Source organism: Achromobacter agilis (genome assembly GCF_900496965.1).
GTDB classification, from domain to species: Bacteria; Pseudomonadota; Gammaproteobacteria; order Burkholderiales; family Burkholderiaceae_B; genus Achromobacter; species Achromobacter agilis.
In genome coordinates, this window is record NZ_UFQB01000026.1 from 33,585 (window position 1) to 49,235 (window position 15,651).

The following is a 15,651-nucleotide window of genomic DNA, read 5'->3' on the forward strand; positions in this document are numbered from 1 at the left end:
GGGGGGGTGGATAAAGAGATTGCAGCCTACTCCTCTCACTAGATAATGTCTAATATATGACTACCTCATAAAACATATCTATTGAATATGGCAACCGTCGACTTGCGCCTGCTCCGCTACTTCGTGGCCGTGGCCGAAGAATCCCACCTGACCAAGGCCGCGGCGCGGCTGGGCATCCGCCAGCCGCCGCTCAGCCAGCAAATCCGCGTGCTGGAACAGGAACTGGGGGTCACGCTGTTCCACCGCCTGCCGCGGGGCATGGAACTGACCGAAAGCGGCCGCGCCCTGCTGGACGACGCGCGCAACATCATCGCGCTGACCGAACAGGCAGTGGAAGGCGTGCGCCGCGTGTCGCAGGGCGAGGCCGGACGCCTCACCGTCGGCTTCACCGGGTCCGCCGCCTTCCACCCCTTCGTGCCTTCCGTTATCCGGCGCTTCCGGGAAAGCGCGCCGAACGTGCGGCTGGTGCTCGAGGAAAGCAGCACCGGCGAACTGATGGAGGACGTCAGCGAGGGCCGCGTGGATGTGGCCTTCATCCGCGGCGCCTATGGCCCGGATCGCGGCGTGGCGATGGAAACGGTGCTCGAGGAAACCATGCTGGCCGCGTTTCCGGCCGACCATCCCGCCGTCAAGGGACGCGAGCGCAAACGCATCGCGCTGTCCGAGCTGGCGGAGGAGTCCCTGATCCTCTACCGCCGTCACAGCGGCCCCGGCCTGTATGACGCGATCATCGCCGCGTGCAGCGCCGCCGGATTCAGTCCGCGCGTTGCGCAGGAGGCGCCGCGCATGCTATCCACGCTGAGCCTGGTGGCGGCCGGCCTGGGCGTGTCGCTGGTGCCGGCATCGCTGCGCCGCGTGAACATCGAGGGCGTGGTGTACGTCAGCGTGAGCCAGCCCTCGGCCCTGCGGGCGCCGCTGAACCTGATCTGGCGCGATGCCCCCCTGTCCGGCGCGGCCCGCCGGCTGATCGATGAGGCCCGCCAGCACCGGGAGGAGTCGCTGGCCTAGCGGCGCTGGCCCCCGGGCGTCCGGCGCTACACTGCCGGACACCGGCAACCCGCATTCCTTCCATGTTTTCCGAATCTCCCATCGGCATCTACGACTCCGGCGTCGGCGGGCTGAGCGTGCTGCGCGCCATCAGCGACGCCCTGCCCCACGAATCCCTGCTCTACGTGGCCGATTCCGCCCACGTGCCCTATGGCGAAAAAACGCAGGAGTACGTGGAGCGCCGCGCCAGCACGCTGGCCGATTACTTCGTGTCCCGCCAGGCCAAGGCCATGGTGGTGGCCTGCAATACCGCCACTGCGGCCGCCATCGCACAGCTGCGCCAGCGCCATCCGGGGCTGGTCATCATCGGGGTGGAACCCGCCATCAAGCCGGCGGCGCACCTGACCCACAGCGGTGTGGTGGGCGTATTCGCCACCACCGGCACCCTGGCCAGCCCCAAATTCGCCGCCCTGGTCCGGCGTGAAGCGCCGGAAGTCCGCATCCTGTTCCGGCCCTGCCCCGAATGGGTGCGGCTGGTGGAACAGGGGGTGCTGCACGGCCCCGAGGCCGACGCCGCCGTGCGCGCGCCCGTCGCGGAACTGCGGGAGGCCGGCGCCGACGTGCTGGTGCTGGGCTGCACGCATTTTCCGTTCCTGCGCGACGCGATCCAGGCGGCGGCAGGACCCGGCGTGCCGCTGCTGGAAACCGGCGTCCCCGTGGCGCGCCGGCTGCGCCATCAACTGCAGGAGCACGGCCTGCTACGCACCGGCGGCGCGGGCGGGCTGCGGCTGGAGACCAGCGGCGCCGCCGACGCCCTGGGCGGGCTGGCCGGCCGCCTGCTCGGCCAGGCGCTGCGCGCGGACACGCTGCCCGAACGCTGGCGTTGATCGGCCCTGGTTTGATCCCGCGCATTCCGCGCCGGCGGAATCCGGCGAATAATTGGGATACAGTGGACAACACCGCCGCCCGTAGCGCGCGCAAGGAGACGCTCTTGAAACGCATCCTGATCCCCGTGGACGGCTCGCAACCGTCCATCCACGCCGTCAAGGCCCTACTCGACGCCCGGCGCTACGACCCGGTCGAGCGCGTGGAACTCCTGACCGTCCAGATTCCCCTGCAGGCAGGCAAAATCGGCCGCGGCCTGTCCCAGGCCGAGATCGACGCCTATCACCAGGAAGAAGGCCAGGCCGCCCTGCAGGCCGCCAGCGCCCTGCTGGCCGAGGCCGGCGTGCCCTTTCAGGCGCGCGTCGAGGTCGGCGCGGCGGCGGACACCATCGTCCGGGTCGCCGACGAATCCGAAGCGGACGAGATCTACATGGGCTCACGCGGCCTGGGCTCGGTCTCCTCCTGGTTCCTGGGTTCCGTCGCAACCCGCGTCCTGCACCTGACGGAATTGCCCGTCACGCTGGTCAAGTAACGCCTCGAGGAGCAACCATGCTGAACATCCTGGTCCCCGTCGACGGCTCCGACAATGCCAACCGCGCCGTCCTGTACGCCCGCCAGCTTGCCCAGGGCGCCGTGCCCGCGCGCGTCCACGTCCTGAATGTCCAGACGCCCGTGCAAGGCCGGGCCGGCCTGTCGCGGCTGATCACGCAGGACATGATCGACGACTTCTACGCCCGCGAAGGCCGGGAAGCCACGGAAGAAGCGCGCAAGCTGCTCGACGTAACCGGCACCGATTACGCCAGCCACGTCGCGTTCGGCCACGTGGCGACCGAAATCGCCGGCTATGCGCGCGACCACGGCTGCGCGCGCATCGTGATGGGCACGCGCGGCAACGGCTCGCTGGCGAACATTCTGATCGGCTCCGTCGCCAATCAGGTGCTGCAACTGGCCGACGCGCCGGTCACGCTGGTGAAGTAAGGCGCGGCCGCGGCGTCAGGCCGCCGGCAGCCACAGCGACACCCGGAGCCCCCCCAGCGGGGAGCGCGCCGCGCGCACCTCGCCGCCATACGTGCCGGCCAGATCGCGCACGATGTCCAGCCCCAGGCCCGATCCCGGGCGTTGCTCGTCCATGCGCACGCCGCGCAGGAAAATGCGCTCGCGCTCGTGGTCCTCGATGCCCGGCCCGTCGTCATCGACGTGGATCAGCAAGCGCCCCGGGCCGTCCGGCTCCGCCGTGATCAGCACCTGGCCGGCCGCCCACTTGCAGGCGTTGTCCAGCAGATTGCCCAGCATTTCCTGCAGGTCCTGCTGCTCGCCGCGAAATACCAGGCCCGGCGCGACCGCCGCGTCGTCGATGCGCAGGCCGCGCTGGGCGTACAGGCGCCGCACCACCCGCAGCAACCCCTGCGCCGTTTCCGCCAGCGGCGTGCGCCCGTCGGCGGCGCTGGAAGACGCCGCGGCGCGGGCGCGGGCCAGGTGATAGTCGATCTGGCGGTTCGCCATGCCGACCTGCTCGCGCACCAGGCCCGCCAGGGGGCCGTCGTCGCGCGAGGCGGCATTGGCCAGGATGGCCAGCGGCGTCTTCACGGCGTGCGCCAGGTTGCCGGCCTGCGTCCGCGCGCGCTGCACGATCTCGGCGTTCATAGCCAGCACCTTGTTGAAATCATCGACGAGCGGCTGGATTTCGCTGGGAAAACGGCCTTCGATGCGGCTGCTGTCGCCCGCGTTCTGCGCGGCCAGTTCCCGCCGCAGGCGGGCCAGCGGCCGCAGGCCGACCAGCACCTGCACGATCGCGGCCAGGGTCAGCCCCGCCGCCAGCGCGCCCAGCGCGATCGCCAGCATATGGTTGAAGCGTCCGATGGGTTCGGCCAGCACCGCGCGGTCGGCGGCCACCAGCAAGCGCAGCGGGGCGGCGTTTTCTTCAGCGGGCTTCAGGACGCGCGCCAGCACGGCCAGCTGGCGCCCCGCCGGCCCGGCGACGTCGTGGATCTGGTCGCCCTCGCTGTCCGCGAGCAGCGACAGCTCCAGCGTCTGGTCCCATAGCGACCGCGAGCGCGCCACGCCGAAAGCGGCCGGCTGCCCGCCGTCGGCAAGCCGGTCGATCTGCCAGTACAGGCCAGACAGGGGCTGCTCCAGCCGGGGGTCGCTCAAGGGCGGCGCGACCACCGGCCGCCCGTCGGGGCCGATATTGACGGCGGCCGTGAGCTGGTTCAGGTGCAGCGTCAGTTCCGCCTGCAACTGCTGGGTAATGTGCTGGCGGAACAGGCTGGCCAGCCCCCAGCCCGCCAATGCCACCGACAGCAGGATCCAGGCCAGCGTGCCGGCCAGCAACCGCCACCGCAGGGAACCCGCCGGACGCCTCGCGGGCTTCATCCGCGGGCCGCCAGGCGGTAGCCCAGCCCGCGCACGGTTTCGATGGTATCGGGCGGCAGCTTCTTGCGCAGGCGGCCGATGAAGACTTCGATAGTGTTGGAATCCCGGTCGAAATCCTGCGCGTAGATGTGCTCGGTCAGTTCGCTGCGCGACACGACGTCGCCGGCGCGCTGCATCAGCACGGACAGCACCTTGAACTCGTGGCTGGTCAGCGTGAGCGGCCGGCCGTCGACGCTGGCCCGGGCCTGGCGCGTATCCAGCACCAGCGGACCGCAGCGCCATTGCGCGCTGGCGTGGGCCGTGCTGCGGCGCAGCAGCGCCCGCACCCGCGCCAGCAGCTCTTCCATGTGGAACGGCTTGGTCAGGTAGTCGTCCGCGCCGGCGTCGATGCCCGCCACCTTCTCGTGCCAGTTGTCGCGCGCGGTAAGTATCAGCACGGGCATGTTGCGCCCGCCGGTCCGCCAGGCCTTCAGGACGGTCAGCCCGTCCATCACGGGCAGCCCCAGGTCCAGCACCACCGCGTCGAACGCTTCCACATCCCCGAGGTATCGCGCCGATTCGCCGTCGGCGGCTGCGTCCACCGTGTAGCCTGCGGCTCGCAGCGCCTCGGCGAGCTGGCCGGCCAGCGTGGGTTCATCTTCGACCACGAGTATGCGCATCAGGGCTTGCCTTTGAATTTGATATCGCGGCCCTTGACTCCCAGCAACGTGCCGTCGCGCGCATCGATCTTCAGCTTGAGGATGCTGCCGCCGCTTTGCAGCACCCGGATCTCGTAGATGAATTCGTCGTCGTCCTCTTCGAATTCGACCTTGACCACCTGCCCCGGGAAATCGCGCTCGACGATGTCCAGCACCGCGCCCAGCGGCAATACTTTGCCGGCCTCCAGGGCCTGGCGCGCCCGTTCATGGTCGCTCTCGTCGGCCAGGCCGGCCACGGGGCCGGCGGCCAGCGCGAACGCCAGCGCGCAGGCCGGCAGGACAAGACGGCCGCGTTTATGCCAGATCATGCTGTTTTCCGCGGTCGCGCAACGCCGGGCCTCTCTTGAAACGGGGATGGATCAGGCTTCTTTTATACCGCGCAAAGGATGAACCTCGCATGAACGGCGGCTTCAGAACCGGTTCATGCGCCAACCCGAATAATGGCCGCATGGTCGTGAAAACGGCCTTGTCCACTTCGCAACCCAAGGAGATATCCATCATGATGACTCGCATTCAGAAAACCCTGGCAGTCCTGGCGATCGGCGGTTCGGCCCTGGCGGCAGGCGCCCCGGCCTTTGCCCAGGCGGCCCCGCAGCCAGCCCCCGCCACCGCCGCCGCGCCGGCGGCCCAGATGCTGACGATCCGCCAGGTCTACGACAAGATGGAAGCCGCCGGCTACCGCAACATCTCGGAAATCGAGCGATCCAACAAGCACGGCTACGAGGTCAAGGCTTACGATCCGCAGGGCCAGCGCGTCAAGCTCAGCGTGGACCCGCAAACCGGCGCCGTCACGCGCAGCCGCTTCGACGATTAAGCCCGTGCGGGCCGGGACCCGCCTGAGTATGATGGGGCATCGTCCTGGAGTCGCATCATGCAGATCCTACGAACCATGGCCGCGGCCGGCCTCGCGCTGGCCACGCTCAGCGCCTGCGGCGAAATGGCCAGGCTGCCCGTCGAGGCGGGCATGGGGCCCGCGCCCCAGATCCCGGCCCCCAACCCCACCATGATCCCCACCGTCAACACCGCCAAGGCGGTCGGCTGGCCCGCGGGCGCGCACCCGCTGCCCGCAGGCGGCCTGGCGGTGACTGCCTTTGCCAGCGGCCTGGACCATCCGCGCTGGCTGTACGTGCTGCCCAACGGCGACGTGCTGGTGGCCGAAACGAACGCGCCGCCCAAGCCGGAATCGGCCTCGGGCGGGCTGAAGGCGTGGGTCGCCGGACTTGCCATGAAGCGGGCCGGCGCCAGGACCGTCAGCGCAAACCGCATCACCCTGCTGCGCGACGCCGATCACGACGGCATCGCGGAAACGCGCCACGTGCTGCTGGAGGGCCTGAATTCGCCATTCGGCATGGCGCTCATCGGCAACCGCCTATATGTGGCCAATGCGGATGCGGTGATGCGCTTTCCGTATGAAACCGGACAGACCAAAATCGACTCGCCCGGCGAAAAGATCGCCGACCTGCCCGCCGGCATCAACCACCACTGGACCAAGAACCTGATCGCCAGCCCGGACGGCAGCAAGCTGTATGCGTCCGTGGGATCCAACAGCAACGTGGCCGAGAAAGGCATGGACATCGAGGAAGGCCGGGCCGCCATCTGGGAAATCGACGTGGCCAGCGGCGCCAAGCGGCTCTATGCCACGGGCCTGCGCAACCCCGTGGGCATGGCCTGGGCGCCCGACGGCAAGACGCTGTGGACGTCTGTAAACGAGCGCGATGAATTGGGCAGCGACCTGGTGCCCGACTACATGACCTCGGTGCGCGACGGCGGCTTCTATGGCTGGCCCTACAGTTATTTCGGCCAGCACGTCGACACCCGCGTCACGCCGCAGCGCCCCGACCTGGTGGCGCGCGCCATCGTGCCCGACTACGCGCTGGGGCCGCACACCGCCTCGCTGGGCCTGGCCTGGTCCGGCGGCGCGAAACTGCCCGAGCCCTTCGTGGACGGCATGTTCGTGGGCCAGCACGGCTCCTGGAACCGCGATCCGCGCAGCGGCTACAAGGTCATCTTCGTGCCCTTCCGCAAGAACGCGCCCGACGGCGAGGCGCGCGATGTGCTGACGGGCTTCCTGAACGAAAGCGGCCAAGCCCAGGGCCGGCCGGTCGGCGTGGCCATCGACCGCCAGGGCGGCCTGCTGGTGGCCGACGACGTGGGCAACGTGATCTGGCGCGTGAGCGCCGCGCCCTAGCCCGGACGTTTCCCGGAAGCCCTGCCCCCGGCTCGGGAACCGCCGCCCCGCGCCGGATGCACCCCTACAATGACCGGTCCCGAGCATTCGACACAGGAGCGAGCATGAGCATGGAAAAAGTGGCGATCGTCACCGCCGGCGGCAGCGGCATGGGCGCGGCGGCGGCGCGCAAGCTGGCGGCCGACGGCTTCCGCGTGGCCATACTGTCTTCCTCCGGCAAGGGCGAGGCCCTGGCGCAGGAGCTGGGCGGGTTGGGCGTCACGGGCTCGAACCGATCGCCCGAGGACCTGTCCCGGCAGGTGGACGCCACCCTGCAGAAATGGGGCCGCGTCGACGCCGTGGTCAATAGCGCCGGCCACGGCCCCAAGGGCCCGCTACTCGAAATCAGCGACGACGATTGGCACCTGGGCATGGAGTTCTACCTGCTGAACGTCGTGCGCATTGCGCGCCTGGTCGCGCCGGTCATGAAGCGGCAGAAGCACGGCGCCATCGTCAATATTTCCACCTACGCGACATTCGAGCCCGAAGCGCTGTTCCCCACCTCGGGCGTGTTCCGCGCCGGGCTTGCCGCCTTCACGAAAGTCTTTGCCGACGAGTACGCCGAACACAATGTGCGGATCAACAATGTGCTGCCGGGCTTCATTGACAGCCTGCCCGAAAAGGAAGACCGTCGCGTCCGGATCCCGATGGGCCGCTACGGCACGGCCGAGGAAGTCGCGGACCTGATCGCCTTCCTGGCGTCCGACGCCTCGTCCTACATCACCGGCCAGAACATCCGCATCGACGGCGGCATCACGCGCTCGGTCTGACCCTCACGCTTTTGGACTAGTCCCTCATCCGAATGACGGTATTGAAGCCCGCCCGAGGCTTCAGTACCGTAGGTTTTCGCATTCGACGAGGTGCCTGCGCATGTCCGCTACGCCGTCAGCGGCTGCGCCGCAGTCCGCCACCCCTTCTTCCCTCCGCCGTCCCACGCCGGGCCAGGCCTCGCGCTTCCTGGCGCAGGCGACCTTCGGACCTACGCCGGCCGACATCGACGCCGTGGTGCGCGACGGATACGCGGCATGGCTGGACGCGCAGCTGGCGCTTGCCCCATCGCAAACGCATTTCGACTGGTTGCTCCAGCAAGGAAAGAACACCGAGGAGTTCAAGGGCAACGGCATCAACGCGCCGCTGGAATCGACGCTATGGCGCAAGTTCATCAGCGCCCCGGACCAAGTGCGCACGCGGGTGGCTTTCTCGCTGTCCGAGATCTTCGTGGTGGGCGTGTCCTCCATCACGGCGTCGTGGCCGCTTTTCGGCGCGGCGGGGTTCATGGACCTGCTGGCCGAGCACGCCCTGGGCAGGTACGAGGAATTGCTGGCGGCGGTGAGCCAGAACCTGTCGATGGGCTGCATGCTGACCTATCGCGGCAACCGCAAGGAAGACCCAAAGACAGGCCGCCATCCCGACGAAAACTATGCCCGCGAAATCATGCAGCTGTTCAGCATCGGCCTGCTGGAGCTGGAGCCCGACGGCTCGGTCAGAATGATCAACGGCGCGCCCGTGGAGACCTATTCCAACGCGGACGTGCAGGGGCTGGCCAAGGTGTTCACCGGCTGGGACATCAACGGCCCGGAAACGGATGTGGAGTTCCATCGCCGGCCGATGGCGCTGAACAATGCGCTGCACTCAATGGCCGAGAAGCGTTTCCTGGGCGCCGTCATTCCTCCGGGCACCGATGGCCATCTGTCTCTCAAGCGCGCCGTGGAAGTCATCAGTGCCCATCCCAACGTAGGACCCTTCATCGGCACGCAGCTGATACAGCGGCTGGTCACCAGCAACCCCAGCCGCGCCTATGTCGGGCGCGTGTCCGCGGTATTCGACGACGACGGCGCGGGCGCTCGCGGCAACCTGAAGGCCGTGGTGCGCGCCATCCTGCTGGATCCCGAGGCTCGCCATCCGGATCCGGCCGCGCCGGACTGGGGCAAGGTGCGCGAGCCCATCCTGCGCTTTTCGGGATGGGCCCGGGCCTTCGAAGCCCGGTCCACCAACGGCGCCTGGGCCATGCCCGACACCACCGACAACACGATACGGCTGGCCCAGAGCCCGATGCGCTCGGCCAGCGTCTTCAACTTCTTCCGCCCGCGCTACGTGCCGCCGGTGACGGAGCTGGCGCGCCGGCGCCTGGTGGCGCCCGAACTGCAGATCACCGACGAAACCAGCGTCGCCGGCTACCTGAACTTCCTGGCGATCTACGTCGACCGCGGTTGGGAAGACCTGCAGACGCCCTACACCGCCGAGATCGCGCTGGCGAGCGACCCCGCCGCGCTGGTGGCGCGGGTGGCGCTGCTGCTGGCGGGCGACGCATTCTCGGATCAGACCGCCGCCGCGATCGCCCAGGCAGTGTCCTCGATCCCGCCAGAACGCCCCCGCGACCGGGTGCGCGCCGCAATCACGCTGGTGGCCGCCAGCCCTGAATACCTGGTGCAGAAATGAACCGCGGCCCGACGATGAAAGGCTCCTCCCGTCGCGAATTCCTGCTGCGCGCGTGCGCGCTGGGCGCGAGCCACGCGGCTGCGCCGATGGCGCTGAACCTGGCGGCGCTGGGCGCCGCGGCGGCGCAGTCCGCGCCCGGCGACTACAAGGCGCTGGTGTGCGTGTTCCTGTATGGCGGCAACGATCCCTACAACTCCGTGGTTCCGTATGACGCGGCGGCATACCGGGCCTACGCCCAGGCGCGCGGCGACATCGCGCTTGCGCGCGATGCCTTGCAGGCAACGGCGCTGCGCGGCAAGGAGGCCGCGCCGGGCGGAGCCCAATTCGCGCTGGCGCCCTCTCTGGCACCGCTCAAGCCCCTGTATGAAGCCGGCGACATGGCGGTGCTGCTGAATATCGGCCCGCTGGTCGTGCCGACGACGAAGGCCCAATACATCGGCGCGCGCGTGCCCCTGCCGCCCAAGCTGTTCTCGCACAACGACCAGCAGTCGTATTGGCAGGCGCTGGCGCCGGAGGGGGCGTCTTCCGGCTGGGCAGGCAGGCTGACGGACCTGTTCGCCAGCGCCAACGCGCAGCGCACATTCACGGGTATCACGGCAGGCGGCAGCACCGTGCTGCTCGCCGGCCGCCGGGTCGCGGGCTACCGCGTCGGCATCCATGGGTCGACTCGCATGGAACTGCTGACGCGCGATATGTATGGCTCCAGCGACTGCACCGCGCTGCTGCGCAAGCTGATCACCCAGCCGCGCGAGCACCTGATGGAGCGCGAGCTGTCGCGCATCGCCGCGCAGTCCATCGACGCCGACACGAAGCTGCGCGCGGCCCTGGCCGATGTGGCGGTGCCGGGGGATTTTTCATCGCCCCTGGCCCAGCAGCTGAAGATCGTCGCCCGCATCATCGGCGCCCGCCAGGCGCTCGGAGCGCGGCGCCAGGTGTTCTTCGTGTCGCAGAACGGCTACGACAACCACGCCGGCCTGAATGACACCCACCCGGCCCTGCTGCGCGAACTCGGCCAGTCGCTGGCCGCCTTCCAGCATGCGCTGTCCGCGATGGGCGTGGCGGATCAGGTCACGACATTCACCGCGTCGGAATTCGGCCGCACGCTGGGATCGAATGGGAACGGGTCCGACCATGGTTGGGGTTCGCATCATTTTGTGCTGGGCGGCGCGGTCAAGGGGGGCCGCTATTACGGCCAGCACCCCGAGATCGCCCGGGACGGCCCCGGCTTCGTCGACAACGGACGCCTGCTGCCCACGCTTGCCGTGGACCAGCTCGGCGCGGCGCTGGGCGGCTGGTTCGGCGCCGGCCAGGACGAACTGCGGCTGGTGTTCCCGAACCTGCGCCACTTCGATGCCGCCGCGCTGGATACGCTGGCCGTTTCTGCCTAGAGCGCCGCGTGGATCGAGGACGCCAGGCGTTTCCACTTGACCGCTTCTTCGCGCACGAACGCCGCCAACTCGCCCGGCGTACTGGTGCGCACTTCGGCGCCCTGTTCGTCGATCTTGCCGGCTACGGCCGGATCATTCAAGGCGCCGTTGAGCGCCGCGTTGAGCTTGTCCACCACATCGGACGCGGCGTTAGCCGGCGCGAACACTGCATACCACTGCGCCACCTCCACTCCCTGCACGCCCAGTTCGGCCAGCGTGGGCGTATCGGGCAGAATGCCGGCGCGCCGGGAGCCGGCCACGCCCAGCGCGCGGATCTTGCCCGACTTCAGGTGAGGATAGGCGCTGAACAGGCTGGGGAACATGACTTGCGTCACACCAGCCAGCGTATCTGTCATGGCGGGCGCCGACCCCTTGTAGGGAATTTCCAGCATGGCAGCGCCCGTGGCCCGGTTGAACAGCTCTCCGGCCACCGCTGGCGCCGTTCCCGGTCCCGCCGACGCGTAGCTCAGCCCGTCGGGATGAGTCTTGCCGTACTCGAGCAGACCCGCAACATCGTGGACCCCGATAGTGCTAGACACGACCATCAGTGTGGGAGAGTCTGCGACCATGCCGATCGCAGTGAAGTCGCGCACGGGGTCATAGTTGAGTTTCTGCAGCGCCGGATTGATGCCATGCGTGCCGATGTAGCCCAGCATCAGCGTGTAGCCGTCGGCCGGCTGGCGCGCGACGTAATCCGCCGCGATGGCGCCCTGCGCGCCAGGCTTGTTGACCACGATGACGGCCTGGCCAAGCAATTCGCCCATCTTCTGCCCGATCACGCGGGCCAGTGTGTCATTGCCGCCGCCAGCAGCAGTGGGCACGACCATGGTGATAGCGCGCTCGGGGAACTGCGCATGGGCGGTCTGGCTGCCCAGGGCGAAGCACAGCGCGGCGGCGCTGAAAATGCTACGGGTGGGAAATGCCATGTCTAGTCTCCTTATGTGGATGCGGGCGGTCTCTGCGGACCGCTGCCTGCCATACCGTTACGCCGGACATCGCGGAATGCGAGCCTGACGTCTGTCTGATTCGAATACCTAAGCAACCGCCGCGACCGGCTCCCGCTGCGCAAGCGCATAGCGTTCCGGCACATACAGCAGGCCCTTCATAATCTTGCGCGCGGTGCGCACCAGGCCGGCGGCCTGCACCTCGCCACTGTCCGGATTCAGCTTTACGTGGATCTCCATGGCGCCCGAGGGGTGCTCGATACGCACGCCGCGATGGCCCGGCTGCGGAGCCGGACCGCCACAGTCGTGCGCCACCGTGCCCGGCATGAGGAAAGCCCCCGCCACACCCACCGCGCCGGTCGCGGCATGGGCGCGATGGCAGGAATGTGGCGTGAAGTAGCGCGATCGCAGCGACAGACCGGACGGATCCGCACCCGGCGCCAACAGCGCCGGTTTGGGAATGACGCTGTCCGAGACGTCGCCCAGCCCCATGCGCGCGCCGGCTACGCGGCGGATACGCTCCAGACAAGCCAGCAGCGCAACGTCGGCGTCCAGCTCGGCTGGCGATTCATCTCCGCGCAGCCCAAAATCCGCCGCGCGCAGCAACACCATCGGCATGGCGGCATCGATCAGCGTGGCGGCCATGCCGTCCACGGTCTCCTGGCGCCTGCCAGTGGGGAACAAGCTGCCGGTGACGGCTCCCCACGCGTCCAGGAAGTTCAGTCGCACTGGCGCGGCAGTGCCGGGCACGCCATCAATGCGCGCGTCGCCTTCGTAGGTCAGGCGGCCTCCCGGCGTCTGCACCACGGCTTCAATCACGGCGCCGGTGTTGACGTTGTGCACCCTCACGGAAGTCTCACCGTTCTTCGCTTGCACCAGGCCTTCATCTATGGCGAAGGGCGCGGCGCCAGAAAGCATGTTGCCGCAGTTCGGCCGGGTGTCGACGCAGGCGCGCTCCACCGACACCTGGGCGAACAGGTAATCGATGTCGCAATCCGGCCGGGTCGAGCGCGACACGATCGCGACTTTGCTGGTCAGCGAGTTGCCCCCTCCCAGTCCGTCGACCTGCAACGCATGGGGCGACCCCATGACCGTCAGCAACAACCGGTCACGCTCCGCGGGATCGGAGGGCAGCCAGTCGCCCAGGAAGAAGGGGCCGCGCGAGGTGCCACCGCGCATCAGTACGCAAGGGATGATCTTTTCCATGCGGTGCATTCTGCGACGGAGCGGCTACTATTTGAATTGCAACTTACGGATGAATTAATGCATGGCACGCATCAATTTTGATTTACAGGAATTACAGGCCTTCGTGGCGGTGGCCGAACGGGCCAGCTTCCGCGCCGCGGCCGAAGATCTCAACCTGTCGCAGCCCGCGCTCAGCCGCCGCATCGACAAGCTTGAGGACTTGCTGGGCGCGCGCCTGCTGGAACGCACCACCCGCCGCGTGTCGCTGACGCATGTGGGCCGCATCTTCCTGGAACGCGCTCGCGGCGCTATCGACGAACTGGAGCGCGCGGTGCTCAGCATCGGCGATCTGGCGGCGCAGCGCGGCGGCCTGGTAACCGTGGCCTGCGTGCCGTCCGTGGCCTATTACTTCCTGCCGGCCATCGTCTACGACTATGCCGAGCGCTTTCCCAGGATCCGGGTCCGCATCATCGATGAAACCGCGCACACCGTACTGAACAGCGTGGTGACGGGCCGGGCAGACTTCGGCATCAGCTTTTTCGGAACCCAGGAACCGGACGTGGACTTCAAGGCCGTGCTGCGCGAGGACTTCGTGCTGGCCGTGCGCCGCGACCACCCGTTGGCCGGCCGGCGCAGCGTTTCCTGGGAAGAGCTGTCGCAGGAACGCTTCATGACCGTGGCCAAGGAAAGCGGCAATCGCCTGCTGATCGACGACGCCCTGGCCAAGAGCGGCAAGCGCACCGTCAGCGCCTTCGAGGTCAGCCACGTCATGACCCTGCTGGGCCTGGTCGAGGCCGGCCTGGGCGTCGCCGCGGTGCCGCAGCTGGCCATGCCTCCCGCCGGCCACGCCACTCTGGTCGGCGTCAAACTCGAACACCCGCGCGTCACCCGCAGCCTCGGTCTGATCTCTCGCCGCGGCCGCCCCCTGGCGCCAGCGGCCCAACAGCTCTATAACCTGATCCACCAAGCCGGCAAAAACGCCAAGCGTGGACCCTCAAAGCAATCTTGAAACCGCAGCATGAACCTCCAGTCCCTGGCATTACAGCCCGCCACCGAAGACGACCTGCCATTCCTCCTGTCGCTGCGCAAGGCGACCATGACCGAGCATCTCGTGCGCGCCGGAGGGCCGCAAGACGACGCGCACCATATGGCGCGCATCCGCCACCGCTTCGAGAGCGCCCAGATCGTCCAACTGCACGGACGCCCTGCGGGCCTGTTCAAGACGCTACGCGAACCGTCGGGCTGGCGCGTGGTGCAGATCCAGATCGACCCCGCCTTCCAGGGCCAGGGACTGGGCCGGCATCTGCTTTCCGGCCTGCTGCGGCAGGCGGACCAAGCAGGCGCCCCCGTCACCCTGTCGGTCCTGAAGGGCAATCCCGCCCGCCGGCTCTACGAGTCACTGGGCTTCGCCGCCATGGAGGAAACCGAACTGGAAATAGAAATGCGCTACGAACCCGGGCAGCCCTCGCCGGCCGCGTGATTCCTGCAAATTCTTTTGGTCCGCCCGGAATAACCCAGCAGCGGCCGGCGTCTGTAGAGGGCAGTCCCCCAAACTTTCCCTATCCGCGAGGCACACCATGCGCAAACACATCGCCGCAGCCCTGGCCCTAAGCTCCGCCGCCCTGTTCTCGGCCGGCGTCCACGCCCAGGCAGTCAAGACCCAGAATGGCATTCTGGTCAACAGCGCCGGCATGACGCTCTATACCTTCGACAAGGACGCGGGCGGCAAGAGCGCCTGCAATGACCAGTGCGCCAAGATCTGGCCGCCCGTCATGGCCGCCGCCGACGCCAAGCCCATGGGCGACATGACCGTCATCACCCGCGACGACGGCTCCAAGCAATGGGCCAGCAAAGGCAAGCCGCTGTACACGTATGCCAAGGACGCCAAGGCCGGCGACAAGACCGGCGACAACTTCAAGGAAGTCTGGCACGTGGCCAAGCCCTGATCCGGCACCGCCCTGCGCCGTAACCCATGCGCGCCGACGACGAAGCCCTGATACTGGCCTGCATCCCCAGCCTGCGGCGCTATGCCCGCGGGCTGACGGGCGACCCCCACCGGGCCGACGACCTGGTTCAGGACACGCTGGAGCGCGCATGGAGCCGCTATTCGCGCTGGCAACGGCGCGGAGAACTGCGCGCCTGGATGTTCGGCATCATGCACAACCATTTCATCGACGGGGTGCGCGCCGCCAGCCGCAGGGCGGACCAGACCGCTCCGGGCGACCTGCCCGACGTGCCGGTTCGCGCCACCCAGACGGACCACCTGGAGGTGCGCGACCTGGAGCGCTGTCTGCAGATCCTGCCCGCCGAGCAGCGGGAAGTCCTGCTGCTGGTGTGCGTGGAGGACCTTTCCTATCAGGAAACCGCCCAGATCCTGGACGTGCCGATGGGCACGGTCATGTCGCGCCTGTCGCGCGCCCGCGAAAAGCTGGGCGCGCTGATGCAGGGGCGCGATACCGTCAACCGGCTCCACCGCGTGAAATGAC

The 15,651-nt window shown here is 68.3% G+C and carries 19 protein-coding genes; 13 read left to right on the forward strand and 6 right to left on the reverse strand.

The features are described from left to right. Nucleotides 1–87: 87 nt before the first annotated feature. From AGI3411_RS24540 to AGI3411_RS24555, 4 genes are all read left to right on the forward strand, one after another. The gene (locus AGI3411_RS24540) at nucleotides 88–1,008 is read left to right on the forward strand and encodes a LysR family transcriptional regulator (protein WP_129529929.1); all 921 of its coding nucleotides are present in this window, start codon (nucleotides 88–90) and stop codon (nucleotides 1,006–1,008) included. 62 nt (nucleotides 1,009–1,070) lie between these two features. Continuing rightward, nucleotides 1,071–1,874, forward strand: coding sequence for a glutamate racemase (gene murI, locus AGI3411_RS24545; protein ID WP_129529930.1), 804 nt, complete (start codon nucleotides 1,071–1,073; stop codon nucleotides 1,872–1,874). Between the two features lie 104 nt (nucleotides 1,875–1,978). After that, nucleotides 1,979–2,404: a universal stress protein gene (locus tag AGI3411_RS24550; RefSeq protein ID WP_129529931.1), complete on the forward strand. Its 426-nt coding sequence runs from the start codon at nucleotides 1,979–1,981 to the stop codon at nucleotides 2,402–2,404. 17 nt (nucleotides 2,405–2,421) lie between these two features. Continuing rightward, entirely contained in the window at nucleotides 2,422–2,850 is a 429-nt protein-coding gene (locus tag AGI3411_RS24555; RefSeq protein WP_129529932.1) for a universal stress protein, read from the forward strand. A gap of 15 nt (nucleotides 2,851–2,865) precedes the next feature. On the opposite strand, the gene AGI3411_RS24560 is transcribed toward AGI3411_RS24555, so the two are convergent. Genes AGI3411_RS24560 through AGI3411_RS24575 form a run of 4 tightly spaced genes read right to left on the reverse strand, consistent with a single transcriptional unit; the run spans nucleotide 2,866 to nucleotide 5,444 of the window. Beyond that, complete coding sequence (locus AGI3411_RS24560) at nucleotides 2,866–4,245, reverse strand: sensor histidine kinase (protein ID WP_129529933.1); 1,380 nt, start codon at nucleotides 4,243–4,245, stop codon at nucleotides 2,866–2,868. Then, nucleotides 4,242–4,904: a response regulator transcription factor gene (locus AGI3411_RS24565; protein ID WP_129529934.1), complete on the reverse strand. Its 663-nt coding sequence runs from the start codon at nucleotides 4,902–4,904 to the stop codon at nucleotides 4,242–4,244. The genes AGI3411_RS24560 and AGI3411_RS24565 overlap by 4 nt, the downstream gene beginning before the upstream one ends. After that, nucleotides 4,904–5,251 (reverse strand): PepSY domain-containing protein, encoded by a 348-nt coding sequence (locus AGI3411_RS24570; RefSeq protein WP_129529935.1) that lies wholly within the window; start codon nucleotides 5,249–5,251, stop codon nucleotides 4,904–4,906. Before AGI3411_RS24570 ends, AGI3411_RS24565 begins: the two co-directional genes overlap by 1 nt. Then, nucleotides 5,238–5,444, reverse strand: coding sequence for a hypothetical protein (locus tag AGI3411_RS24575; protein ID WP_129529936.1), 207 nt, complete (start codon nucleotides 5,442–5,444; stop codon nucleotides 5,238–5,240). The genes AGI3411_RS24570 and AGI3411_RS24575 overlap by 14 nt, the downstream gene beginning before the upstream one ends. Nucleotide 5,445: 1 nt before the next feature. Here AGI3411_RS24575 and AGI3411_RS24580 point away from each other — a divergent pair, with 1 nt between their 5' ends. The 5 genes from AGI3411_RS24580 to AGI3411_RS24600 all read left to right on the forward strand — a co-directional run bounded on the left by AGI3411_RS24580 (nucleotide 5,446) and on the right by AGI3411_RS24600 (nucleotide 10,997). Beyond that, the gene (locus AGI3411_RS24580) at nucleotides 5,446–5,757 is read left to right on the forward strand and encodes a PepSY domain-containing protein (RefSeq protein WP_208748167.1); all 312 of its coding nucleotides are present in this window, start codon (nucleotides 5,446–5,448) and stop codon (nucleotides 5,755–5,757) included. Nucleotides 5,758–5,814: 57 nt separating this feature from the next. Then, nucleotides 5,815–7,131, forward strand: a complete 1,317-nt coding sequence (locus tag AGI3411_RS24585) for a PQQ-dependent sugar dehydrogenase (RefSeq protein WP_129529938.1) — start codon at nucleotides 5,815–5,817, stop codon at nucleotides 7,129–7,131. Between the two features lie 104 nt (nucleotides 7,132–7,235). Further along, on the forward strand, nucleotides 7,236–7,940 hold the full coding sequence (locus AGI3411_RS24590; RefSeq protein ID WP_129529939.1) for an SDR family oxidoreductase: 705 nt from the start codon (nucleotides 7,236–7,238) through the stop codon (nucleotides 7,938–7,940). 100 nt (nucleotides 7,941–8,040) lie between these two features. Continuing rightward, complete coding sequence (locus AGI3411_RS24595; protein WP_129529940.1) at nucleotides 8,041–9,609, forward strand: DUF1800 domain-containing protein; 1,569 nt, start codon at nucleotides 8,041–8,043, stop codon at nucleotides 9,607–9,609. A gap of 14 nt (nucleotides 9,610–9,623) precedes the next feature. Next, the gene (locus tag AGI3411_RS24600; protein WP_129529941.1) at nucleotides 9,624–10,997 is read left to right on the forward strand and encodes a DUF1501 domain-containing protein; all 1,374 of its coding nucleotides are present in this window, start codon (nucleotides 9,624–9,626) and stop codon (nucleotides 10,995–10,997) included. Here AGI3411_RS24600 and AGI3411_RS24605 read toward each other — a convergent pair. Then, nucleotides 10,994–11,962 carry a Bug family tripartite tricarboxylate transporter substrate binding protein gene (locus AGI3411_RS24605; RefSeq protein WP_129529942.1) on the reverse strand — a complete coding sequence of 323 codons (969 nt, stop codon included), beginning with the start codon at nucleotides 11,960–11,962 and terminating at the stop codon, nucleotides 10,994–10,996. The genes AGI3411_RS24600 and AGI3411_RS24605 overlap by 4 nt on opposite strands. A gap of 108 nt (nucleotides 11,963–12,070) precedes the next feature. Beyond that, on the reverse strand, nucleotides 12,071–13,186 hold the full coding sequence (locus AGI3411_RS24610) for a 4-oxalomesaconate tautomerase (protein WP_129529943.1): 1,116 nt from the start codon (nucleotides 13,184–13,186) through the stop codon (nucleotides 12,071–12,073). Nucleotides 13,187–13,247: 61 nt separating this feature from the next. Between AGI3411_RS24610 and AGI3411_RS24615 the strand changes: the two genes are divergently transcribed. From AGI3411_RS24615 to AGI3411_RS24630, 4 genes are all read left to right on the forward strand, one after another. Next, nucleotides 13,248–14,174 carry a LysR family transcriptional regulator gene (locus AGI3411_RS24615; protein WP_129529944.1) on the forward strand — a complete coding sequence of 309 codons (927 nt, stop codon included), beginning with the start codon at nucleotides 13,248–13,250 and terminating at the stop codon, nucleotides 14,172–14,174. A gap of 9 nt (nucleotides 14,175–14,183) precedes the next feature. After that, entirely contained in the window at nucleotides 14,184–14,645 is a 462-nt protein-coding gene (locus tag AGI3411_RS24620) for a GNAT family N-acetyltransferase (protein ID WP_129529945.1), read from the forward strand. Nucleotides 14,646–14,742: 97 nt separating this feature from the next. Further along, nucleotides 14,743–15,111, forward strand: a complete 369-nt coding sequence (locus AGI3411_RS24625) for a COG4315 family predicted lipoprotein (protein ID WP_129529946.1) — start codon at nucleotides 14,743–14,745, stop codon at nucleotides 15,109–15,111. Between the two features lie 26 nt (nucleotides 15,112–15,137). Then, nucleotides 15,138–15,650, forward strand: coding sequence for an RNA polymerase sigma factor (locus tag AGI3411_RS24630; RefSeq protein WP_129529947.1), 513 nt, complete (start codon nucleotides 15,138–15,140; stop codon nucleotides 15,648–15,650). Nucleotide 15,651: the final 1 nt, after the last annotated feature.